This is a genomic window from Micromonospora globispora, from assembly GCF_003857015.1.
In the GTDB taxonomy this organism is placed as follows: domain Bacteria; phylum Actinomycetota; class Actinomycetes; order Mycobacteriales; family Micromonosporaceae; genus Micromonospora; species Micromonospora globispora.
The window spans coordinates 1-22,783 of sequence record NZ_QGGF01000225.1; the positions used below are offsets into that span (position 1 = coordinate 1).

Consider the following 22,783-nt stretch of genomic DNA (forward strand, 5'->3'; position numbering starts at 1 on the left):
GTGCGCGTACCCCGGACAGCGGGGCGGACGGCCGAGGTCGCGCCCCGGCCGTCCGCCCCGCTGTCCGGGGTACGCGCACCACGCGCCGGCCCCAGCCGGGCCGGCGGAAGCTGGACCTCATCCGACACGGCGCACCGTCCCCTCGCCCACCTCGTACCGGGCGCCACGCAGGGCCGCCGGCACGTCGTCGTCGACCGCACAGGTCACCAGGAGCTGGCTCGCCCCGCCGACCAGCTCGGCCAGGCGCTCCCGGCGGCCGGCGTCCAGCTCCGCGAAGACGTCGTCGAGGACCAGCACCGGCTCGATGCCGTCCGCGCGCAGCAGGTCGTACCCGGCCAGCCGCAGGGCCAGCGCGAACGACCAGGACTCGCCGTGGCTGGCGTACCCCTTCGCGGGCAGCGGGCCGAGGGTGAGGGCCAGGTCGTCCCGGTGCGGCCCGACCAGGGTGGTGCCCCGTTCGATCTCCGCCGACTGGGACTCGGCCAGCGCGACGGTCAGCGCCTCGGCCAGCGCCGCCCGGTCCACGGTCGGGTCGGGCAGCTCCACCGACGGCCGGTACGCGATCCCCGCCGCGCCCCTCCCCGCCGCCACCGCGTCGTACGCCTTGGTCACGTGCGGGGCGAGCGCGGCGACCAGCTCCAGCCGGCCGGCGAGCAGCTCCGCCCCGTGGTGCGCCAGGTGGGTGTCCCAGACCGCGAGGGTGGACAGGTCCCCGCCCCGCGAGCCGCCCGTCTTGCGGGCCAGGTACGCGGTCCGGAGCAGGGCGTTGCGCTGCTTGACCACCCGCTCGTAGTCGGCGCGCACCCCGGCGTACCGGGGCTGCCGGGTGACCAGAAGGTCGTCGAGGTAGCGGCGGCGCTCGGCCGGGTCGCCCCGGACGAGTTCCAGGTCCTCGGGCGCGAAGAGCACCAGCCGGAGCGCGCCGAGCACGTCGCGGGCTCGACGGGCCGGGGAGCGGCCCAGCCGGGCCCGGTTGGCCTTGCCCGGGACGATCTCCAGCTCGACCAGGAGCTCACGTCCCTCGTGGACCACCGCGCAGCGGATCACCGCCGAGATGGCGCCCATCCGGACGAGGGGGGCATCCGTGGCGACCCGGTGCGAATCCAGGGTCGCCACGTAGCCCAACGCCTCGACCAGGTTGGTCTTGCCGACCCCGTTGGGGCCGATCAGCACGTTCGGACCCGGCTCCAGGTCGACGCCGACCCGCTCGTACGAGCGGAAGTCGACCAGTTCGAGCCGGCGGACGTACACAGGGTGTGGATACCGCTCAGCGCTTGCGGACGGCGTGCCCGCCGAACTGCTGGCGCAGCGCGGCGACCGCCTTCATCGCGGGCGAGTCGTCCTGGCGGGAGGCGAACCGGGCGAAGAGCGAGGCGGTGATGACGTTCAGCGGCACGGCGAGCCGGACCGCCTCGTCGACCGTCCAGCGGCCCTCACCGGTGTCCTCGGTGTAGCTGCTCAGCTCGGCCAGCTCCGGGTCCTCGTCGAGTGCGCGGTCGAGCAGGTCGAGCAGCCAGGACCGGACCACCGTGCCCTCGCGCCAGGACTTGAAGACGCCCGGCACGTTGGTCACCAGCTCCGACTTGGCCAGCAGCTCGTATCCCTCGGCGTAGGCGTGCATCAGGCCGTACTCGATGCCGTTGTGCACCATCTTGGCGTAGTGCCCGGCGCCGACCGGCCCGGCGTGCACGAAGCCGAACTCGCCCTCCGGCTTGAGCGCCTCGAAGATCGGCATCAGCCGCTCGACGTGCTCCTGGGCGCCGCCGACCATCAGGGCGTACCCGTTCTGCCGGCCCCAGACGCCGCCGGAGACGCCGACGTCGAGGTAGCCGATGCCCTGCTCGCCCAGCCGCTCGGCGCGCGGGGGGTCGTCGCTGAACCGCGAGTTGCCGCCGTCGATGATGATGTCGCCCTCGCCGAGCACCCCGGCGAGCTCGTCGATGGTGGCGTCGGTGACGCCGGCCGGAACCATCACCCAGACCGCACGCGGCGACTCCAGCTTGTCGGCCAGCTCCGCCAGGGTCGCGACGTCGCTCAGCTCCGCGTTGCGGTCGAAGCCGACCACCTCGTGCCCGGCGGCGCGCAACCGCTCGCGCATGTTGCCGCCCATCCGGCCGAGTCCTACCAGGCCGAGCTGCATCTGCTCCTACCTCCGTGCGTCTGGATCTTCTGCGGGTGCGATCAGCGGGACACGCGAATCGGCATGATGAGGTATCGGTACCCCGGGATGACCTCGCCATCCTCACCCGCCGGGGAAATCACCGCCGGCTTGAAGGCGTCGACGAACGAGAGCACGGCGTGCTGGGCGCCCAGGTTGGCCAGGCCGTCGATCAGGTACTGCGGGTTGAAACCGATGGTCAGCGGGTCACCGGTGAAGGTGGCCTCCATGGCTTCGCTGGCCCGGGCCTCCTCGGTGCCACCCGCCTCGACGACCAGGCCGTCGGAGCTGAAGCTGAGCAGCACCGGCGTGGTCCGCTCGGCAACCAGCGCGACCCGCTTGACCACCTCGATCAGCGTGCTAACCGGGACCCGCGCCTCGGCGTTGTGGGTGGACGGGAAGAGCGAGCGCACCGGCGGGTAGTTGGCCCCGTCGAGGAGCCGGCTGGTGGTCCGACGGGTGCCACCGGAGAAGCCGATCATCCCCTCGCCGGCACCACCCTGGGAGAGCGCCATGGTGACCTGGCCACCGAGCGGGCCGAGGGCCTTGGCGGTGTCGTGCAGGGTGCGGGCCGGCACCAGGGCGTTGATGCTCACCTCGGGGTCGTCGGGGTTCCACTCCATCTCGCGCAGCGCGAGGCGGTACCGGTCGGTGGCGAGCATGGCCAGCGTGCGGCCGGTGAGCTCGATGCGTACGCCGGTCATCATCGGCAGCGTCTCGTCGCGGCCGGCGGCGACGGCGACCTGGGCCACCGCGGCGGCGAAGGCGGCCGCGTCGACGGTGCCGGCGCTCTCCGGCATCTCCGGGAGGGCGGGGTAGTCCTCGACCGGCATGGTCGGCAGGGTGAACCGGGCGCTGCCGCAGACCAGTTCGAGGTGGGCACCGACCGCGGCGATGTCCACCGGCTTGGCGGGGAGCGCCTTGGTGATCTCGGCGAGCAGGCGGCCGGAGACGAGGGCGGCGCCGTCGGCGTCACCCTGCACCTCGACGGTGACCTGGCTGGAGACCTCGTAGTCGAAGCCGGAAACCTGGAGGTTGCCGTCGGTGACCCGGAGCATCACGCCGGCCAGCACCGGTACGGAGGGTCGGTTGGGCAGGCTCTTGGCGGTCCACGCGACCGCCTCGGCGAGCGCGTCGCGCTCCACTCGGAACTTCATCAATGCCTCCGCGTCGACGTCAGCGACAACTCTCTCATGCCGACCGCTGCCTACCGCCCCGCCCGACCGTGCGGGTACCCATCGCACCTTAGGGCGCGAGGGCATCGGCTGTGCGCCCGACCCCGTGGATCTGCCGGTGCTGACGGGCTGTCCCGGCGGCTGCCGGCCCGATCCACAGGAAGTCCAACGGTGATGATTGGTTTTTGTTGTTTAGAAGAGAAAACTCATCGTCTTCATCGCACCTGTGCAAACTGTGGAGAACCGACGTCCGCGCAGGTCAGACACGTTATCCACCGGTGGTTTCGCTGTGGAGAACCAGGGGTACAACTCGTGTTGCGATCCACAGGCGCCGTCGGTCCCCAGGTTGTCCACGGTTGTCCACCGGTTGTCCACCGGTAATCCACGGGATTTCTCCCCAACGCTGTGGACGGACGGCCCGACCGTGATCGACGTTGTCCCCAGAACCTTCAACAGGCCGCCCACAGGTCGACCGTCGTCGGTGGACAACGTGATCGTTGTCCCCAGGCGTCCACAGGCCCATCCCCAGCAGTTGTCCACAATCTGTGGGTAACCGACCCGAGACCGAGCGTGGTTATCCACCGACTGTGGAGCAGGGGATGTGGACAACCGGGCCCTGGTGTGGACGAACATGACACCGATCCTGGGTCCTCGACCGGGTTGAGGGTCAAGCATCGGAGTTCCCCAGCGACGAAAAACGCCCGGCCGAGGCTCGGCCGGGCGTTCTCTCCTGCCAGTGCCGGGCACCGGCGTGGCGTACGCCTCAGGTGTTCTGCTTGATCCGGTTGGTCAGCTCGGCGATCTGGTTGTAGAGCGAGCGCCGCTCCGCCATCTGCTGGCGGATCTTCCGGTCGGCGTGCATGACCGTGGTGTGGTCGCGACCGCCGAACGCCTGCCCGATCCGCGGCAACGACAGGTCGGTCAGCTCCCGGCAGAGGTACATGGCCACCTGGCGGGCGTTCACCAGCACCCGGGAGCGGGAGTGGCCGCGCAGGTCCTCCAGGCTCACCCCGAAGTAGTCCGCCGTGGAGACCATGATCTGGTCGGCGGTGATCTCCGGCCCGGCGCCGTCCGGGATGAAGTCCCGCAGCACCTCCTCCGCCAGCGACAGCTCCACCGACGACCGGGTGAGGCTGGCGAACGCGGTGACCCGGATCAGCGCCCCCTCCAGTTCCCGGATCGAGTTCGACACCCTGGAGGCGATGAACTCCAGCACGTCCGGCGGCGCGAAGAGCCGCTCCTGGGCCGCCTTCTTCTGCAGGATCGCGATCCGGGTCTCCAGGTCCGGCGGCTGGATGTCGGCCAGCAGCCCCCACTCGAACCGGGTACGCAGCCGGTCCTCCAGCGTCGCAAGCTGCTTCGGTGAGCGGTCGGAGGTGATCACGATCTGCTTGTTGGCGTTGTGGAGCGTGTTGAAGGTGTGGAAGAACTCCTCCTGGGTCCGCTCCCGGTTCTCCAGGAACTGGATGTCGTCGATCAGCAGGATGTCGACGTCCCGGTAGCGGCGCTGGAACGCGCTGGTTTTGTCGTCCCGCAGCGAGTTGATGAAGTCGTTGGTGAACTCCTCGGTCGAGACGTACCGGACCGAGCGGGCGTTGCCCAGCGTCGTGGCGTAGTGCCCGATGGCGTGCAGCAGGTGGGTCTTGCCCAGCCCGGAGCTGCCGTAGATGAAGAGCGGGTTGTACGCCTTCGCCGGCGACTCGGCTACCGCGACGCTCGCCGCGTGCGCGAACCGGTTCGAGGAGCCGATGACGAACGTCTCGAACATGTACTTCGGGTTGAGCCGGTTGCCGCCGCTCTCCGCACCGCCGGGTCGGCGGTCGTCCCGTCCGCCCGGCCGGTGATCCGCGCCACTGCGGCCCGGTCCGCTGTCCGTACCGCCGTCCCGGGGCAGGCCGCGCAGCGGCTGGGAGGCGTCCTCGCGGTACCGCGGCTCGTACCCCCGGGTGTCGGTGACCGGCACCTCGATCCGGGCCCGCTCGTCGAAGCCCCGCCGCTCGGTCACCGGGCGGGGGGCCTGCAACGGCTCCGCGAACGCCGCGCCGAAGAGCGTGTCCTGGCCGTCGCGGCTGGCCGGAACCAGCGGAGGCCGGCCGCCGTCGGCGGCTCGTGGCCGGGGCGCCGGCTCCTCGGTCGGCTGGGGACGCTCGTCCGGATAGCCCGGCTCGGCGGAGCGGCCTGGATAACCCAGTTCCGGGAAGGGGGTCGGCTCCGCCGCCGGCCGCGGCAGGTCGAAGCCGGTGAGCAGGTCCTGCGGGGCGGCCGGGTCGGTCTCGGGCGTGCTCTGGTAGACGGCGCCGGCCGGGCGGGCGGCGGTCTCCTCGGGGACCCGGACGGTGACCGCCACCTGGATGGGCCGGCCGAGCCGCCGGCTGAGCGCCTCGGTGATGGCCGGGCGGAGCCGCGACTCGATCACGTCCCGGGTGAACGCGTCCGGGACGGAGAGCAGCGCGGTGTCCTCCACGATCGCGCGCAACCGGGTGAGCCGGAGGTACGCCCGCTGCTGGGCGGAGATGATCTCGTCGGCGAGCTCGTCGGTCGCCGCCGCCCACACCGCGGCAAGGTCGATCGCTCCGGTCACCGTCGTGCCACCCCCTCGCCTCTGCTCCCGGCCGCCGCTGCCATCCAGCGGCCGTCCCGGGCCCGCCACCGCGTTCGCGCGGGTGTGCGTGGCACCCACCCGGACGGCTGACCGGTCGTCATCCACAAGTTATCCACAGCCTGTGTGTACCGACCGATTGTGGCCGCCCACCGGACGCGGGTCGGACCTGCCCCCCTGACTCACGAGAGGTGCTGAAGCGGGTTCACCGTGCCGAACGATTCACTACCTTGTCCGGTCTTGCCGGTCAGCGACAACCCCGAGCCCCCGACGCTGACCGCAATCGGGCACGCTAACAGCGCGAGCCGTGCGCCATCAACTGTCGACGCGGGGGCAGCCTTGTCAACATCAGTGAAAAGGGCCCCTTCGGTCGCGCTCCCAGCGCGGTCCGCGTCCAGGGTGTGATGTTTGACGGTCATTGCCCCCCTGCGTAGGCTGGAACGGCTGCTCTCTCGCCCTCTGCTAGGGTGATGGGTGCTTGCTGTCCGCGGTCGCTTCCCCGCATCGCCGAGGTCCCGCGTCGCCGGGCAGCACCGATCGGGGGCCACCGCCGAGGTGGCCTGGACCACCAACACGACCCCGGGCGATCCCCCGCCGCGGGGCGTACGACAACGGAGAGCCTGACGTGAGCAAGCGCACCTACCAGCCGAACAACCGCCGGCGCGCGAAGACCCACGGCTTCCGGCTGCGCATGCGCACCCGGGCCGGCCGCGCCATTCTTTCGACCCGTCGCGCCAAGGGCCGCACCCGCCTGTCGGCCTGAGGCCGACCGGTCCGGGGACGTGGGTAGTCGTGCTGGCGGCCGCACAGCGACTGCGGCGCAGTAGCGACTTCGCCGCAGCGGTCCGGGGTGGCCGACGCGTCGGACGTGGCGCCGTCGTGGTGCACCTGACCCTTCCCCAGACGACCGGGACAACTGCGACAACCTCGCCGGAGCCGGCGCGGACCACCGGTGCGGAGACCTCCGCACCGAGCCGCGCCGGCTTCGTCGTGTCCAAGGCGGTCGGCAACGCCGTCGTCCGGAACAAGGTCCGCCGCCGGCTCCGGCACCTGGTCCGCGAGCGGCTCGCCGAGCTCCCCGCCGGCAGCACCCTGGTGGTACGCGCGCTGCCCGCGGCCGCCGAAACCTCGTACGCCCGGCTCGGGGCCGACCTGGACGCGGCCCTGGCGGCGGCGCGAGCCCCCCGAGGTCGGCGGTCCCGGTGAGCGAGGAAAGCGCGGCCCCGCGGCCCACGACAACCGGTGCCCGAGTGCTGCTCTGGCCCATCGTCGCGTACCGTCGTTGGATAAGCCCGGCGCTGCCGGCCCGCTGTCGGTTCTACCCGTCGTGCAGTGCGTACGCCGTCGAGGCGGTGTCCCGGCACGGCGCCCTCCGGGGAGCCTGGCTGACGGTCCGGCGGTTGTCGCGCTGCCACCCCTTTCACCCAGGTGGACACGACCCGGTGCCGGAGCCGGGCGACCGCCGTCGTGCCGATGTGACTGGAGCCTGAGAATTGAGTCTCGACTGGGTCTACTACGCGATTTCGTGGATCCTGCTGACCTGGCACTCGGCCTGGGACGCCATCGGAGTGCCGGTCGGAGCCGTAATCGGTACGAACTGGTCCTGGATCCTGGCCATCATCTTCCTGGTGGTCACGGTCCGGGTGATCCTGTTCCCGGTCTTCGTCAAGCAGATCAAGTCGCAGCGGGCGATGCAGGCACTCCAGCCCAAGGTCAAGGAGCTGCAGGAGAAGCACAAGGGTGACCGGGAGACGCTCCAGAAGGAGATGATGGAGCTCTACCGGAAGGAAAAGGCCAACCCGCTGATGGGCTGCCTTCCGATGTTCCTCCAGATCCCCGTCTTCCTCGGCCTCTTCCACACCCTCAAGCGGCTCAACCCGAACGCCAAGGACCAATACAAGGTCCTGTACGGGTGGACCGCCGGACAGTTCGAGAACGCCGCGCACGCGAAGCTGTTCAGCGCCCCGATCTCCGGGAAGTTCGGATCGACCGCCGCAGAGCTGGCTAGCCTGGGGGCCAGCGCCCACACCGTCAAGATCGTCGCGGGCATCCTGGTGGCCATCATGATCGCCACGACCTACCTCACCAGCCGTCAGATGATCCTCAAGACCGGCTGGGCGGAGGACCCGCAGCAGCGCATGGTCCAGCGGCTGATGCTCTACGGCATCCCGGTCTCGCTGCTGGTCTCCGGCTCGATCTTCCCGATCGGTGTGATCATCTACTGGGTCACCAACAACCTCTTCACCCTCGGCCAGCAGCAGTGGGTGCTCCGCAAGTTCCCGCCGCTGGTGCCCCCGAAGACCGGGGCCGCGTCGCGCACCAACGGTCAGCCGGCGAAGACCGGCGGGCTGCTCGGCCGCAAGCCCGCCCAGCCGCCGGCCAAGCCGCAGGTGACCGCTCCCAAGGTGGCCGGTCCCAAGCCGGGCGCCAAGCCGGTCAACCCCAAGAAGGGCCGCCCCGCCAAGCGGCAGGGCTGACCCCACGGGCCGCCGCCGGGATTCCGGTGGCGGCCCCGTTCCGGCAGCGTGCAGCCACCGTACGGTCGGCGCCGGGCCGGAACCGCCGCGCGGAGCGCGGTCACGGGCGACACTGCCCGTACAGACGTGCCCGAGGGCACCGGCGAGACCTCCCGCCGGCCCCGGGAAACCAGCGGACCCGACGGTCCGGCCGAAGCGAGTACGGAGATGACACCGTGACCGACACCAGCATCCCCAGCGCCGACCAGTCCCTGGACGAGGTGACCGCGCCGGCCGCCGTGGCGGAGGAGACCGAGGCCGAGGCGGAGGCCCGGGAGAAGAAGGCGCCGGCCGAGAGCGAGCTGTTCCGGCAGAGCGAGATCGCGGCCGACTACGTCGAGGGACTGCTCGACATCCTCGACTACGACGGCGACATCGACGAGTTGGTCTCCGGCGGCCGGCCGGTCGTCGAGGTGGTCGGCGGAAGCCTGCAGAACCTGATCGGTCAGCGCGGCGCCACCCTGGAGGCGCTCCAGGAGCTGGCCCGGCTGGCGGTGTTCCGGCAGACCGGTTCGCCGAGCCGGCTGCTGCTCGACGTCGGCGGCTACCGGGCCACCCGCCGCAAGGAACTTGCCGCGGTGGCCAAGAACGCGGTCGAGAAGGTCAAGGAGTACGGCGAGCCGGTGCGCCTGGAGCCGATGTCCGCGTTCGAGCGCAAGTGCGTGCACGACGTGGTGAACGCCATGAGCGGCGTGGAGAGCGAGTCCGAGGGCGTCGAGCCGAACCGGCGCATCGTCGTCCGGCCGGCGGACTGACCGGGTGACCCACAACGACGCCGCGGCGGACGCCGTGTCCGGCCCGGGCGGTACGCCGCCCGGGCCGTCGGCTGTGCGGCCCGGATCCACCGACCCGGCTGACCCGGCATTCTCCGACGGCATGAGCGGGGCCGCGGACCGACCCATGGAAGCCTCAGGCACGCCGACGGACTCGCCGTTCTCGGGGGCGCCCGCGGGCCCGGCCGAGCAGCCGTACCCGGGCACGCCGGCCGGCTCGGCCGATCCGGCCTTCATGCCGCCGTCGGCCGAACCGCCAGCTCCGGTCTCCGTTCCCGGTGACCAGGAGGAGTTTGCCGAGCCGCCCGTGCCGGCGGATGTGACCCTTCCGCCCGAGTTGGCCGAGGCGGCCCGTACCCTCTTCGGCGATCGGCTCGACCTCGCCGCCGCGTACGCCGAACTCCTGGCGACGGAGGGCGTGGTCCGGGGTCTGATCGGCCCCCGGGAAGCCCCCCGGATCTGGGAGCGGCACCTGCTGAACTGTGCGGCGGTGGCGGAGCGGATCCCCGAGGGCGCCACCGTGCTGGATGTCGGCTCCGGTGCCGGGCTGCCTGGTCTGGTGCTCGCCATCGCGCGTCCCGACCTCACCGTCACGCTGATCGAACCCCTCGCCCGGCGGACCTCCTTCCTCATCGAGGCCGTGCAGCAGCTCGGGTTGACCAAGATGGTGCGGGTGTTCCGCGGCCGGGCCGAGGAGGCTGCCGCCGGTTCGCGCGACACGCCACCACTCCGTGGCGACATCGTCACGGCCCGTGCGGTGGCTCCGCTCGACCGGCTCGCCGCCTGGTGTCTCCCCCTGGTCGTGCCCGGTGGCCGGCTGGTCGCGCTGAAGGGTGCGTCCGCCGCCGAGGAGATCGCGGAGCACGCCGGGGCGGTGGCGCGGCTCGGTGGCGGTGAGCCGGAGGTGCACCGGTGCGGCGTGGGCGTCATCGAGCCGCCCGCGACGGTGATCGAAGTGGTTCGGGAGCGGGTCGTCGGCCCGGTGCGCAAGAAGGCGGCTGCCAAGCGGTCGCGCGGCGGCCGACGCGCTGGTCGGGGCCGGGATCGCTGACGCGACAACGGCTTTTCGCCTCCCCGCTCGGCCGGTGGCGGCGGTGGCGGATAGCTGATTGATCAGAACCCGACGTGGACCCGCTGCGCCCGTGAGCCGTAGGCTGACCGCGCGTCGATAGTGTGGAACGGCGGCGCCGGGTGGCACCGGACCCGACCGTTCCCGCCGGGCCGCGCGCCGCGCGTTGAGCGCGGTTGCGGCCCATTGACGGGGTGCGGACCGACCATCCGGAGCGGGCAGGGATGACAGGTGCATGACGACGGCAGGTACGACGACCCACGGGTGACCGGGCCAGGAGGGCGACCCTCTGCCGCCGACCCCGTTTCACGTGAAACCACCTACCCGGGTTGGCCGGCCGGCGGGGAGTCCCGCGGCCCGTCCACCCGTCCGCCCGACTGCGATCCGGTCGTGCGCCGGGACCCTCCGTCCGTCGGCGTCGAACCGACCTCCGGCGTGCCGAGGAATCTGCCCATGGCCCGCGACGGTCGCGACCCGAGCGGTCGCGCCGCCGACGCGACGGGCGGCCCCGTTCCGGTACGGGGTAGCGCCAGCGTCCCCGCGCGCCTCGAGCCCTCGGCCGGCCCGTCGGGGACGGCGGTCCCGCAGCAGCCGACCCCGCAGGCGGTGCCGGACGCTGCACCGGTTGTGGTGCCGCCGTCCGACGCGCCACCGGCTGCCGACTACGGCGACGAACCCACCGGCAGCACGTACGTTTCACGTGAAACCCCGACGCGCGAAGAGGATGACCCACCGTTGGCTATGGAGGCTATGCGCGCCGTGCAGATTCTGAATCCGAGTGGCGAGGTGACGATGCCTCGGCCGGCGCGGACCCGGGTCATGTGCGTCGCGAACCAGAAGGGCGGCGTGGGGAAGACCACGACCACGGTGAACCTGGCGGTGGCGCTCGCCCTGCACGGCAACCGGGTCCTCGTGGTCGACCTCGATCCGCAGGGCAACGCCTCCACGGGCCTCAACGTCCCGCACCACACCGGCGTACCGGACGTCTACGACTGCCTGATCGACAGCGTGCCGCTGGGCGACGTGGCGCAGGCCGTCGAGGGCATCCCGAACCTGTGGTGCGTACCGGCCACCATCGACCTGGCCGGCGCCGAGATCGAGCTGGTGTCGGTGGTGGCCCGTGAGTCGCGGCTGGCCCGGGCCATCGCCGCCTACCCCGGCCACTTCGACTACGTCTTCATCGACTGCCCGCCCTCGCTCGGCCTGCTGACCGTCAACGCGCTGGTCGCCGCACAGGAGGTGCTGATCCCGATCCAGTGCGAGTACTACGCCCTGGAGGGCCTCAACCAGCTGATCAACAACATCAACCTGGTACGCCAGCACCTCAACCCGAAGCTCGAGGTCTCCACCATCCTGCTCACCATGTACGACCGGCGTACCCGCCTCGCCGACGCGGTCGAGCAGGACGTTCGGAACCACTTCGGCGACAAGGTCCTCCAGGCGGTGATCCCGCGAAACGTACGGGTCTCCGAGGCACCCAGCTACGGGCAGTCCGTGATGACCTACGATCCCGGTTCGCGGGGGGCCACGAGCTACTTCGAGGCCGCCCAGGAGATCGCCGAGCGGGGCGTCATGGAGCCGGTGAGCCGGAATGCGTAGTGCGGAGAAGTCGCTGGGAGGCGTCGCATGAAGAACCGTCCTCGTGGGGGTCTGGGCCGAGGGCTCGGGGCACTGATTCCCACCGGACCGGCGCTGGACACCGCCCCGGCGACCGCTGCGCCCGCGACCGGTGACGCCGCCCCGGCCGCGCCGGGGATCCCGGCAGCCCCGACGCCGGCGGCTCCCGTCGCCGAGCCGCAGCCACAGCTGAGCCCGGTACCCGGAGCCCGCTTCGCCGAGATCCCGGTCGACGCCATCGTGCCGAACCCGAAGCAGCCCCGTCAGGTCTTCGACGAGGAAGCGCTGGAGGAGTTGAAGGTCTCCATCCAGGAGGTCGGCTTCCTCCAGCCCATCGTCGTACGCCAGCTCGACGGCGAGAAGTACGAACTCGTCATGGGTGAGCGGCGGTGGCGGGCGGCTCAGGCGGTCGGCCGGGAGACCATTCCCGCCATCGTCCGGGACACCAAGGACGACGCGATGCTCCGGGACGCCCTCCTGGAGAACATCCACCGGGCTAACCTCAACCCGCTCGAAGAGGCCGCCGCGTACCAGCAGCTGCTGGAGGAATTCGGCGCCACACATGAGGAGCTGGCCCGGCGGATCGGCCGCAGCCGGCCGCAGATCTCCAACACTATTCGGCTGATGAACCTCCCGGCGCCCGTGCAGCGCCGGGTCGCGGCCGGTGTGCTCTCCGCCGGTCACGCCCGGGCGTTGCTCAGTCTCGAGGACGCTGAGGCGCAGGAACAGCTCGCTCTGCGGATCGTGGCGGAGGGCCTCTCGGTGCGGGCCACCGAGGAACTGGTGGCCCTGGCGCTCGCGGACGGACCGGCCAAGGCCCCGGCGGCCAAGCGCCGCCCCAAGCCACACGCGCCGGCGCTGACCGACCTGGCCGACCGGCTCTCCGACCGGTTCGACACCCGGGTGAAGGTCGACATCGGCCGGAGCAAGGGAAAGATCACCATCGAGTTCGCCACGGTCGACGACCTGGAGCGGATCGTGGGGATCATCGGGGTCGGTCAGGAGGAGCGCCCCGAAGACTGACGAAGGCTTCGCCGCCGGCCGCGTGGTCCTGACGCCAGGACCACGCGGCCGTTTCGTGTTCAGGGCCGCTCGACTGGTCTCCATCTCCAGACCGGCTCTGAGGCCCTGAGAGACGACACAATCCGCGGGCCCGGACCCGTGCCTCCGGCGCGGCCGATTGCTCGTCTGCGGCGACGTCAGGGGCCCGGACGCAAGATTGCCTTCACTCCCGGCCGCCTCCTAGTGGGAAGTGGTGGCGTCAGGCGAGGGGAAAGCCCGTGGCCGCCTGTAGGGGTGAAGATGGCCGCCTGACGAGGGCCAAGCTGGCGCCGCCTCGTTTCGAGGCGCGGCTGTCTGGCGAGGGGCGTGCTCGTGCCGCCTCGTTTCGAGGCGCGGCTGTCTGGCGAGGACCATCCCCGTGCGGCCTGGTCTCGAGGCGCGGCTGTTCGACAAGCGGCGAGTCCATGCCGCGTCTCAGCGGTCTGCTGTGTCTGGCGAGGAGCGAGCCCGTGCCGTGTCGTCTCAGTGGGCGGGTCTGTTTGGCGAGGGGCAAGCGGGTGGCCGTCTCGTCAGGGCGGGCGGCGCCCCAGTGAGGGTCGGAGCCGTCGGGCTCCTCGGCGAGAGCCGGCCCTCCGGCCGCCTGTCGTTCTCGCCGCTCTCCACCTCGACCCGGGTGACCAGGCTGCAGCACGTTGGGGGCGTCGGCAGGACCAACGCGCGGCCCGCCGCCACGGGACGGTGAGGACGCAGTGGAGCCGGCCGGTCGGTGTTTCACGTGAAACCAGCCCGTGGAACGACGGGCCTGAAAAACCTCGGGTACGTCAATTCGGTTCAGCTTGAGATGGGGAATGGCGCGCGTCAACGAGACAGGTGCGACCTCTGCTGCCGCCAACGCGCGGGCGCCGCTTCCTCGAAACGGCCACCAGGTGCGGGCGGAGCAGCCTGCGGCTTTTGCCCGACGTAGGCGAGGGCCCCGGACAGGCGACGATCTGCGCGGCCTCCAGCGCTGCTGTGTGCCTGACGCGTGACGCCTGACGCCCGATGGGTCCGGACGATCCGTGAGATGTGGAGGGCGCTGTTCCACGTGAAACGAAGACGTCCTCGATCCGGCTCTGTCGCGCCTCGGCGGCGTTCTGCTGGCCGGCGCTTCGCCCGCCGTCCCGAGTTCTTCTGCAGGCCCTCAGGGTCCCCGCCGTGCTGCGCGCCTCCGCTATGAGAAGGGACATCCTGTGCGTTGCTACGCCCGGGGTGGCCGTCCGCCAGGCCCCGCCCGCAAGAGGCAGCCGCTGCCACCACCAGCCGCCCCGGTGCTCGATCTGGCTCGCTGCGCTCGCCCGCTGGCCGTGGTTGGGACTCCGGGTCCCTGCATTGGCGGATCCCAGCGTTTCACGTGAAACGGCGGTCATCGGGGTCGAGCCGACTCCCGGAGGCGCACAGGGGGTGGGGAGGTCGTCGAGACCGACGCCCTACCGCCCCGGGCGACCCCGCCCCAGAGCGTCGAACGACCGCCACCGTGGCAACCCCAAGCAGCGACCGGAGGCGGGCTCTTCCGCGGACATCCAGAACCTGTCCGAGTCCCGCTGCTCTAGTAAACGGATGAGACGGTCCACGGCCGAGATGGCCGACCCGGTGCAGGGTTGCCCGGCCCACCGGTTTTCGCCGGGGCACGGGCTACGGCCCGGTAGCGCCGCAGTCTGGGAGGCGGATGGTGCCGTACGGGTCCGGCCCGGCGGGGGTTGGCCGATGTCGGAGGCGACATGGGTGGCGGGAGCCGGCCGAGGCCCGGCAAGCGGTGACCACCGCAAGGCAAACCCACAACCCGGCGCGCGCGTGTCCCCGTCGGATAGTGGTGCGCTGCGTGGCTGACGCCCGCTCCTCTCGGCGACAGCCCGATCTGAGCCCGGCGAGTCGGACACCGGCCGGCCGGACCGCGCCTCCGAGAGAGGCCGTCCCCCGCCGGGAAAGAACCGCCGTCAGAGCGGTGCCGTTTGGGGACTCGGTCGTTAGGAAGGGAGGGTCATCCACGAGTTGCGGTGGGGCCCTCAACGAGCCGGCGGCACCCCGCTCGTTATCCACAGCGGTTTTCCACAGGGCACCCTCGTTTCACGTGAAACAGCGCTCAGAAATGCGTACTGACCTGTGGATGACGGGGCGTGGTGGTGATCTCAGCGGCCTGTGGACAACGCGGTGGACAACCGGTGGACGGCAGGATCGGGGGCGCGCCGCTCATCGAACATCGGCGCTGAAGTTCATGGCGACGACCGCAGAATCAGGTAGGGACAGCGGTCGTCGTCTCGGTTAGGGTCAGCGTCGTGCAGGACACCCCTCCCTCAGTTCCGGACTTCACCCAGTGGCCCTCTTTCCCCTTCGAGGGCGACCTCCGCGTCAAGCAGCTCGACGATCCGGTCCCGGTCGAACCTCCCCGCCGAGGCGAGGGCAACCGGGAATGCACCGCCTGCAATGCGCCCGACGAGGCGTACATCTGGGTGGGTGAACGGTGGCGGGTGCGAGCCATGGACCGGCCCACCGGCCTCCCGATGGTGCTCATCCTGGAGTCGCGGTCCCACTTCGACCTGGGCGATCTGCCGAACCTGCTCGCCGCCGAGCTGGGCGTGATGACGGTACGGCTGGAACGCGCCATCCGGTCGCTGGACGGCGTCGCCCGGGTCCACGTGAACCGCTGGGGTGACGGCTCCGCCCACCTGCACATGTGGTTCCTCGCGCGGCCGTACGGGCGGCTTCAGCTGCGCGGCACGTTCCTCTCCCTGTGGGACTCGATCCTGCCGCCCATCCCCGAGTCGCAGTGGCGGGAGAACCTCGCCATGGTCGCCGCCTGGCTGGCCGAGTTCGGGGGCCGTCCGCTCGCCGAGCCGCCGCGGATCCAGTGGCAGGCACCGTCGAGCTTCTCCTCGTCGCCGTCAGAGGGCGCGATGGCCGGCGACGAGGAGACGGCGTCCGTGATCGAGGCCGCCGAGGAGATTCCGGAGCCCCAGGACGAGGACGCGGCGGGGAACGACGCGGACCCCATCCGCGCGAGCTGACCTCGGTCGGCCCCGCGGTGGTCGACGCCGCCGCCCTGCGGCTGGCGATCCCCGCGGCGGGGCGGTGCGGCGGATCCGCTAGGCGCGTCGGGCGGCGGCTCGGGTCACCAGTGACCCGAGCACCCGGCCGAAGTCCAGACCGGCCGCCTGGATCGCCAGCGGCAGCAGAGACGTCTCGGTCATTCCCGGGGAGACGTTGACCTCCAGGACGTGCGGCTGCCCGTCCGCGTCGACGATCAGGTCCACCCGGGACAGGTCACGCAGCCCGAGTGCGTTGTGGGCGGCGAGCGCCACCTGGGACACCCGCTCGGTCACCTCGGCGTCGAGTCGGGCGGGCGCGTGCCAGGTGGTCCGGCCGGCGGTGTAGCGGGCGGCGTAGTCGTAGACGCCGTTGCGCGGCACAATCTCCACCGGCGGCAGCGCCTGCGGGCCCTCGCCCAGGTCGACCACCGAGACGGCCACGTCCATGCCGGGCACGTACCGCTCGACCAGCGCGGTCTGGTCGTACGCGAAGCAGCCGACCATCGCGGCCGGGAGCGACCCGGCGTCCCGGACCACCGCGGCCCCGAGTCCGGAGCCGCCTTGCGCCGGCTTGACCATGAGCGGCAGTCCCAGCCGGTCGGCGATCCGGTCCAGCACCGCAACCGCGCCCAGCTCGGAGAAGCGGTCGTGCGGCAGGGCGACCCAGTCCGGGGTCGGGATGCCGGCCTCACGGAGCACCGCCTTGGCGGACGGCTTGTCCCAGGCGAGCCGGGACGCGCGGGCGTCGCAGCCGACGTAGGGGACGTCGCAGAGGTCGAGCACGCCGCGGAGTGAGCCGTCCTCGCCCGTGGCGCCGTGCAGGGCGATCACCACCGCGTCCGGCGGATCGGCGGCCAGGGCCGGCAGGAGGGCGACGTCCGCGTCCCGCAGCTCGGCCTCGATGCCGACGGCCCGCAGCGCGTCGAGCACCCGGCGGCCGGATCGGAGCGAGACGTCCCGCTCGTAGGAGAGCCCACCGGCGAGCACGAGCACGTGCAGTTCGTCGGTGACGGCGGGATCGGTCACGGAGTTCCGGGCGGCGGAGCTGACAGCCATGCGGGAATCATGCCAAGTCGGGACCGGGCGCGTCGGAGCCGCCCTGCCGGCGACGCACCCCGGACCCGCCCACGGCGCCGAACACGCGCCGCATGGCGATGTCCTGCTCCATCACGCCGGCCAGCCGGCGGATGCCCTCCCGGATGCGCTCCGGCGGCGGGAAGGAGAAGTTCAGCCGCATGTGGCCGGTCCCCGCGCCGTCGGCGTAGAAGCCGGTGCCCGGCACGTACGCCACGCGGGCGGCGATGGCCCGCGGCATCATCGCCTTGGAGTCGAGGCCGTCCGGCAGGGTCGCCCAGACGAAGAGGCCGCCGCCCGGAGTGGTCCAGGTGGTGCCGGCCGGCATCAGGTCCTCCAGCGCGGTCAGCATGGCGTCCCGGCGCTCCCGGTAGACCTCGCGGTAGACCTTCAACTGCTGTCGCCACGGCATGGTGCCGAGGTACGTGGAGACGGCGGCCTGCGCGTAGCCGCTCGGGCAGAGGATCTGCGCCTCGCTGGCGATCACCAGCTTGTCCCGCACCGCGTGCGGGGCCAGGATCCAGCCGACCCGCAGGCCCGGGGCGAAGGTCTTGGAGAAGGTGCTGAGGTAGAAGACGCCGTCCCGGCGGCGGGCCCGCAGCGGCGCCGGGGCCTCCCCTTCGAAACCGAGCTGGCCGTACGGGTCGTCCTCGACCACCAGGAGGCCGGCCCGCTCGCAGATGTCCAGCACCCGCTCGCGCCGCTCCTCGCTCAGCGTCACGCCGGTCGGGTTCTGGTAGGTCGGGATGGTGTAGAGGAACTTCACCCGTCGCCCGGCCCGGGCCAGGTCGGCGATCGCCGTCTCCAGGGCCTCCGGGATCAGCCCGTCGGAGTCCATCGGTACGTGCACGACCTGGGCCTGGGCAGCCTGGAACACCCCGAGCGCGCCGACGTAGGTCGGCCCCTCGGCGAGCACCACGTCACCCGGGTCCAGGAAGAGCCGGGCCACCAGGTCCAGCGCCTGCTGACCGCCGACGGTGACCACCACGTCCTCCGGGGAGGCGCCGCAGGCCGCGTCGATCCCGGAGAGGGCCATCACCTCGCAGATCCGTTCGCGCAGCTCCAGGGTGCCCTGGCCGATGCCGTACTGCAGGGTGGTGGCGCCGTGCTCGGCGCCCAGCCGGCCGAGCATCTCGCCGACGGCATCGAGCGGCAGCGCCGCGATGTAGGGAGCACCACCGGCGAGGGACACGACCTCCGGCCGGCTGGCCACCGCGAAGAGCGCGCGGATCTCGGAGGCGTTCATCCCCCGGACCCGGCGGGCGTACCGGTCGGTGTAGTCGTCGAGCGTCGTGCCGGTCATGACATCACCTCGATCAGGTGTCGGCTGGGCTCCCCCGGTGTGGTACCCGCGATGCCGGCAACCATGGCGGCGGCGGACGCCGGTTGGTCGATCGTAGTCTGCCCTGTCCAGACCTGGCGTGGCGACGTGAGGAACGTCCACATCCCGGACCCCGCCCTCACCGGCTCGGGTGGCACCTCGCGCGTCCCCTCCCGAACGATCGGCGGTCGGCGTACGATCGCTCGTCGGGGGCAGGTAGGCGGCGGTCTCGTACCGCGCGGGTGGTGTCACCTCCGAGGCTAGGGTGGGGATGCGCTGATGTCGCGACGTCTGGTCAGTCTGACCCTCGACACCCTGGAAGACCTGCCCCGGCCGTGCCGGCAGTGCGTCTACTGGGAGCTGGACCCGGTCTCCGCCGATCGGGCGTGCGCCGCCGGTGATCCCGGGCTGGAGAAGGAGGCCTGGGTCTCCCAGACGCTGCTGGAGTGGGGTTCCTGCGGCAAGCTCGCGTACGTCGACGGCATGCCCGCCGGCTTCGTCATGTACGCCCCGCCGGCGTACGTGCCGCGCTCGATGGCCTTCCCCACCTCGCCGGTCTCGGCGGACGCCGCGCTGCTGATGACCGCCAACGTGGTGCCCGCCTTCGCCGGCGGTGGCCTGGGCCGGATGCTGGTGCAGGGTGTGGCCCGCGATCTCACCAAACGCGGCATCAAGGCGATCGAGGCGTTCGGGGACGCCAAGGTCGGCGACGCGGACGACCCGACCCGCGCCTGTGTCGCCCCGGCCGACTTCTTCCTCTCGGTGGGCTTCAAGACGGTCCGGCCGCACCCCCGCTATCCGCGCCTGCGGCTGGAGCTGCGCACCGCGCTGAGCTGGAAGTCGGACGTCGAGTACGCGCTGGAGAAGCTGCTCGGTTCGATGAGCCCGGAGACCCTGCTCCGCCCGGTACGGCCGGCCCCGGCCACCCGGTCCACCGGCTGAGCCGCGCCGGCACGCCGCGCTCAGTCGACGACCGTGCCGGCGGCGACGATCGCCCGCAGCTCGCTCACGTCGATCGAGCCGGTCGGCACGTCCCGCTCGATCGGGAAGTACATCCGCTGCACCGCGGCGACGATCGCCTCGACCACCCGGTCCCGGAACCGGGGGTCCACCAGCCGGGCCCGGTCCTCTGGCGAGGTCAGGTAGCCCAGCTCGACGCGCACGGCGGGCATCCGGGTGAGCCGCAGCAGGTCCCACGCCTTGGCGTGGGTACAGCAGTCCCGCAGCCCGGTGCGGGCCACGATCTCCCGCTGCACCAGGCCGGCGAGGCGTTCCCCGGTGGCCGAGGTGACGCCGTTGTCGGTGCCGTAGTGGTAGGTGGCCACCCCGTTGGCCGCCGGGTTGGCATGCCCGTCGGTGTGCAGCGAGATGAAGACGTCCGCGCCGAGGGAGTTGGCCAGTTGCGCCCGGTCGGCGTCCGGCAGGCAGGTGTCGGGGGTCGGGCCGCGGGTGAGCTGTACCCGTACCCCGGCGGCGGCGAGCCGCCCCTCCAGCCGGCTGGCCAGGTCGTACACGATGTCCGCCTCGGTCCAGCGCAGCGGGCCGTCCGGCACCACCATCCCCGGGTCGGTGCCGCCGTGCCCCGGGTCGATAACCACGGTCCGCCCGACCAGGGTCGGCCCGGCCTGGCGGATCGCGTCGGACTCGCGCAGCCACTGGGGGCGCCCGCCGACCACCTTCCGGCCGAGGCGGCGCAGCGCGCCCATGGTGTGCGGGCCGCAGGTGCCGTCCGGCTTCAGCCCCATCTCCCGCTGGAACTGGGCGACCGCGCGGGAGGTGCGGATGCCGTAGATCGCGTCGGCGCGGCCCGCGTCGTACCCCATCTCCAGGAGGCGCTCCTGGAGCGACCGGACGTCCTCGCCGATCAGCGGATCCGGTACGGCGTGGTAGAGCGTGCGGGCGCCGAGCCGCCAGCGGGCGGCGTCCAGGGCTTGCCACGTCTCCGCGCCGACTCGCCCGTCCACGCTCAGGCCACGGGACTGCTGGAACGCCCGGACGGCCCGTTCGGTCTCGACGTCGAACTCGTCGCCGTGGCCGCCGGACGGAAGCAGTTCGAGGCTGGTGAGGACGTTACGGATCTCCGTCACCGCGGGTCCCCGGTCACCGGGTCGGATCGGACGCACGCACGACCCCCTCTGCGCGGATGCTGGCTGGCCGGGCCCCGCGGTCGCACGAGGCGAGATGCTTACGGAGCGTACCGTGACCGGTTACCGACCGGCTCCCGGTTCCGGCAGGTCCCCGGCGTGCCCCGCTGGGGTGGCGGGGGAAAATGAGGAACCCCCGTACCCGAAATCGGGTACGGGGGTTCCGCGATTCGGACGTCGACTCAGAGCGCCGACTCGATGAGCTTGACCAGCTCGCCCTTGGGCTTGGCCCCGGCGATGGACTGCACCGGCTCGCCGTTCTTGAAGACGGTGAGGGTCGGCACGGACATCACCCGGTAGGTCCGGGCGGTCTCGGGGTTCTCGTCGATGTTGAGCTTGACGATGGTGACCTGGTCACCCATCTCGCCCGCGATCTCTTCCAGCAGCGGCGAGACCTTGCGGCAGGGGCCGCACCACTCCGCCCAGAAGTCCACCAGAACCGGCTTGTCGGACTTCAGCACGTCGACCGCGAAGCTCGCGTCGGTGACCGCCTTGGTTGCTCCCACTATGAACCCCTCCTCCGGGACCTTTTTATGAAGATGTTTCAGCCTTGCAGGGTGGCGATGAAGCGCTCGGCGTCCAGGGCGGCGGCACAGCCCGTCCCGGCCGCCGTGATCGCCTGCCGGTACGTGTGGTCGACCAGATCGCCGGCGGCGAAGACGCCCGGCAGGCTGGTCCGGGTGCTCGGCGCCTGCACCTTCACGTACCCCTCGTCGTCGAGTTCCACCTGTCCGCGGAAGAGTTCACTGCGCGGGTCGTGGCCGATCGCGACGAAGACACCGGTCACGTCGAGCACCTTGCTCTCGCCGGTGTGCACATTGCGGACCCGTACCCCGCTGACCTTGCCGTCGTCACCGAGGATCTCCTCGATCACGGTGTTCCACTCGACCTTGATCTTGTCGTTGCCGAGCGCCCGCGCGGCCATGATCTTGCTGGCGCGGAACGAGTCCCGGCGGTGGATGATCGTCACCGACTCGGCGAACCGGGTCAGGAAGCTCGCCTCCTCCATCGCCGAGTCGCCGCCGCCGACCACCACGATGTGCTGGTTGCGGAAGAAGAAACCGTCGCAGGTGGCGCAGGACGACACGCCGTGGCCCAGGTACTCCTGCTCGCCGGGCACGCCCAGCGGACGCCAGGCGGAGCCGGTGGCGAGGATGACCGCCTTCGCCTTGTACGCGGTCTCGCCGACCCAGACGGTGCTGACGGCGCCCGAGCCGATATCGCCGGTGTCGAGCAGCTCGACCCGGGTCACGTCGTCGGTCAGGAACTCGGCGCCGAACCGCTCGGCCTGCTTGCGCATGTTGTCCATCAGTTCGGGACCGAGGATGCCGTCCGCGAAGCCCGGGAAGTTCTCCACCTCGGTGGTCGTCATCAGCGCGCCGCCGGACTGCACGCCCTCGATGATGAGCGGCTTGAGGTTGGCGCGCGCGGCATAGACCGCCGCCGTGTAACCGGCCGGCCCGGAGCCGATGATGATCAGGTTGCGGACCTCGTCCACTGCCGTCTCCCGATGTGTGTGTTCGTCATCCGTTCCGGCTGATCTGCCGCCGGGACGATGCCGATCCGAGTGCCGACGGCTCAGCGGCGCCGGCGCCTGATGTGCAGAACGTCATCGTACGAAGCGGGGATTCCCGAGCCGGTCATCCGGTGGGTCACGTCACGTAAAGCGGCATCCGCCGGTGACCTCGAAACTCACCCTACTCGCGTACTGAAGCGCGTGTCCGCGCCGGACCCGGGCACGCCGCACTCGGGTCCGCTCACCCAGGCCCAGCGGCCGCCGCCCGCGTCCACGAACGTGACCACCAGCGCGGGCCGGCCCTGGAACGACGCGTAGTCGATCAGGTCGACGGTGACCGCGCCACCGGCGTGCTCGCTGCTGATCGCGCCGAGGCAGGCGTCCAGGGCCTCCCGGCCGGTGAGCCGGTCGAGCCCGGCCCCCTCGGAGAGCCGCTCGTCCCCGGGGGCCAGCGCGGCGGACGCCGTGGCGCTGCTGCCGCTCGTCGGGCCCGGCTCGGACCGGGTGGCGCCGGACAGCTGCTCCGGGGTGTAGTCGGTGCCGCTGCGGCGGGCGGGGCCGGTGGTCCGGAAGGCTGCGGCGGCGACGCGGCGGTGACGGCGCAGAGCGGCCGGGACGAGAAAGCGGCGCCCACCGGCGCCTTCGGTCCGCTCGCCGCCGCAGCCTTCCGGACCACCGGCCCCGCCCGCCGCAGCGGCCCCGACTACACCCCGGAGCAGCTGTCCCGCGCCACCCGGTCCGAGCCGGGCCCGACGCG

At 71.7% G+C, this 22,783-nt stretch carries 19 protein-coding genes and 1 pseudogene; 10 read left to right on the forward strand and 10 right to left on the reverse strand.

From position 1 onward, the window contains the following. Positions 1-117: 117 nt before the first annotated feature. The 4 genes from recF to dnaA all read right to left on the reverse strand — a co-directional run bounded on the left by recF (position 118) and on the right by dnaA (position 5,914). Entirely contained in the window at positions 118-1,251 is a 1,134-nt protein-coding gene (gene recF / locus DKL51_RS09580) for a DNA replication/repair protein RecF (RefSeq protein ID WP_109946415.1), read from the reverse strand. A 16-nt stretch (positions 1,252-1,267) separates the two neighbouring features. Beyond that, positions 1,268-2,140, reverse strand: coding sequence for a phosphogluconate dehydrogenase (NAD(+)-dependent, decarboxylating) (gene gnd / locus DKL51_RS09585; protein ID WP_109946414.1), 873 nt, complete (start codon positions 2,138-2,140; stop codon positions 1,268-1,270). A gap of 41 nt (positions 2,141-2,181) precedes the next feature. After that, positions 2,182-3,315 carry a DNA polymerase III subunit beta gene (gene dnaN, locus DKL51_RS09590; protein WP_109946413.1) on the reverse strand — a complete coding sequence of 378 codons (1,134 nt, stop codon included), beginning with the start codon at positions 3,313-3,315 and terminating at the stop codon, positions 2,182-2,184. A gap of 781 nt (positions 3,316-4,096) precedes the next feature. Continuing rightward, the gene (dnaA, locus tag DKL51_RS09600) at positions 4,097-5,914 is read right to left on the reverse strand and encodes a chromosomal replication initiator protein DnaA (RefSeq protein WP_109946416.1); all 1,818 of its coding nucleotides are present in this window, start codon (positions 5,912-5,914) and stop codon (positions 4,097-4,099) included. A 643-nt stretch (positions 5,915-6,557) separates the two neighbouring features. Here dnaA and rpmH point away from each other — a divergent pair. From rpmH to DKL51_RS09645, 9 genes and pseudogenes are all read left to right on the forward strand, one after another. Continuing rightward, on the forward strand, positions 6,558-6,695 hold the full coding sequence (rpmH, locus tag DKL51_RS09605) for a 50S ribosomal protein L34 (protein ID WP_067300964.1): 138 nt from the start codon (positions 6,558-6,560) through the stop codon (positions 6,693-6,695). A gap of 29 nt (positions 6,696-6,724) precedes the next feature. Further along, complete coding sequence (gene rnpA / locus DKL51_RS09610; protein ID WP_109946411.1) at positions 6,725-7,138, forward strand: ribonuclease P protein component; 414 nt, start codon at positions 6,725-6,727, stop codon at positions 7,136-7,138. Positions 7,139-7,182: 44 nt separating this feature from the next. Then, complete coding sequence (gene yidD, locus DKL51_RS09615; protein WP_207783959.1) at positions 7,183-7,422, forward strand: membrane protein insertion efficiency factor YidD; 240 nt, start codon at positions 7,183-7,185, stop codon at positions 7,420-7,422. Positions 7,423-7,425: 3 nt separating this feature from the next. Next, complete coding sequence (gene yidC, locus DKL51_RS09620; protein WP_109946409.1) at positions 7,426-8,409, forward strand: membrane protein insertase YidC; 984 nt, start codon at positions 7,426-7,428, stop codon at positions 8,407-8,409. A 215-nt stretch (positions 8,410-8,624) separates the two neighbouring features. Beyond that, positions 8,625-9,203, forward strand: a complete 579-nt coding sequence (locus tag DKL51_RS09625; RefSeq protein ID WP_109946408.1) for a Jag family protein — start codon at positions 8,625-8,627, stop codon at positions 9,201-9,203. Between the two features lie 253 nt (positions 9,204-9,456). Next, positions 9,457-10,272 carry a 16S rRNA (guanine(527)-N(7))-methyltransferase RsmG gene (gene rsmG, locus DKL51_RS09630; RefSeq protein ID WP_185734764.1) on the forward strand — a complete coding sequence of 272 codons (816 nt, stop codon included), beginning with the start codon at positions 9,457-9,459 and terminating at the stop codon, positions 10,270-10,272. A 249-nt stretch (positions 10,273-10,521) separates the two neighbouring features. After that, the gene (locus tag DKL51_RS34840; RefSeq protein ID WP_109946406.1) at positions 10,522-11,889 is read left to right on the forward strand and encodes a ParA family protein; all 1,368 of its coding nucleotides are present in this window, start codon (positions 10,522-10,524) and stop codon (positions 11,887-11,889) included. Between the two features lie 27 nt (positions 11,890-11,916). Next, positions 11,917-12,930 (forward strand): ParB/RepB/Spo0J family partition protein, encoded by a 1,014-nt coding sequence (locus tag DKL51_RS09640; protein WP_109946405.1) that lies wholly within the window; start codon positions 11,917-11,919, stop codon positions 12,928-12,930. A 2,291-nt stretch (positions 12,931-15,221) separates the two neighbouring features. After that, positions 15,222-15,929, forward strand: a pseudogene (locus DKL51_RS09645) (hypothetical protein); the annotation flags it as partial. A 99-nt stretch (positions 15,930-16,028) separates the two neighbouring features. On the opposite strand, the gene DKL51_RS09650 reads toward DKL51_RS09645, so the two are convergent. Further along, on the reverse strand, positions 16,029-17,027 hold the full coding sequence (locus DKL51_RS09650) for a D-alanine--D-alanine ligase family protein (RefSeq protein ID WP_109946402.1): 999 nt from the start codon (positions 17,025-17,027) through the stop codon (positions 16,029-16,031). Positions 17,028-17,034: 7 nt separating this feature from the next. Further along, positions 17,035-18,348 carry an aminotransferase-like domain-containing protein gene (locus tag DKL51_RS09655; RefSeq protein ID WP_109946401.1) on the reverse strand — a complete coding sequence of 438 codons (1,314 nt, stop codon included), beginning with the start codon at positions 18,346-18,348 and terminating at the stop codon, positions 17,035-17,037. Between the two features lie 297 nt (positions 18,349-18,645). On the opposite strand from DKL51_RS09655, the gene DKL51_RS09660 reads away from it, so the two are divergent. Next, positions 18,646-19,308 (forward strand): GNAT family N-acetyltransferase, encoded by a 663-nt coding sequence (locus DKL51_RS09660; protein ID WP_109946400.1) that lies wholly within the window; start codon positions 18,646-18,648, stop codon positions 19,306-19,308. Between the two features lie 20 nt (positions 19,309-19,328). On the opposite strand, the gene DKL51_RS09665 is transcribed toward DKL51_RS09660, so the two are convergent. The 4 genes from DKL51_RS09665 to DKL51_RS34845 all read right to left on the reverse strand — a co-directional run. Next, positions 19,329-20,489: an N-acetylmuramoyl-L-alanine amidase gene (locus DKL51_RS09665; RefSeq protein WP_109946399.1), complete on the reverse strand. Its 1,161-nt coding sequence runs from the start codon at positions 20,487-20,489 to the stop codon at positions 19,329-19,331. A gap of 203 nt (positions 20,490-20,692) precedes the next feature. After that, positions 20,693-21,016 carry a thioredoxin gene (gene trxA, locus DKL51_RS09670; protein WP_109946398.1) on the reverse strand — a complete coding sequence of 108 codons (324 nt, stop codon included), beginning with the start codon at positions 21,014-21,016 and terminating at the stop codon, positions 20,693-20,695. 38 nt (positions 21,017-21,054) lie between these two features. Continuing rightward, on the reverse strand, positions 21,055-22,008 hold the full coding sequence (gene trxB, locus DKL51_RS09675) for a thioredoxin-disulfide reductase (protein WP_109946397.1): 954 nt from the start codon (positions 22,006-22,008) through the stop codon (positions 21,055-21,057). A gap of 194 nt (positions 22,009-22,202) precedes the next feature. Then, positions 22,203-22,783 (reverse strand): RsmA family anti-sigma factor (locus DKL51_RS34845; protein WP_498070892.1); only part of this gene is annotated, 581 nt, incomplete at its 5' end.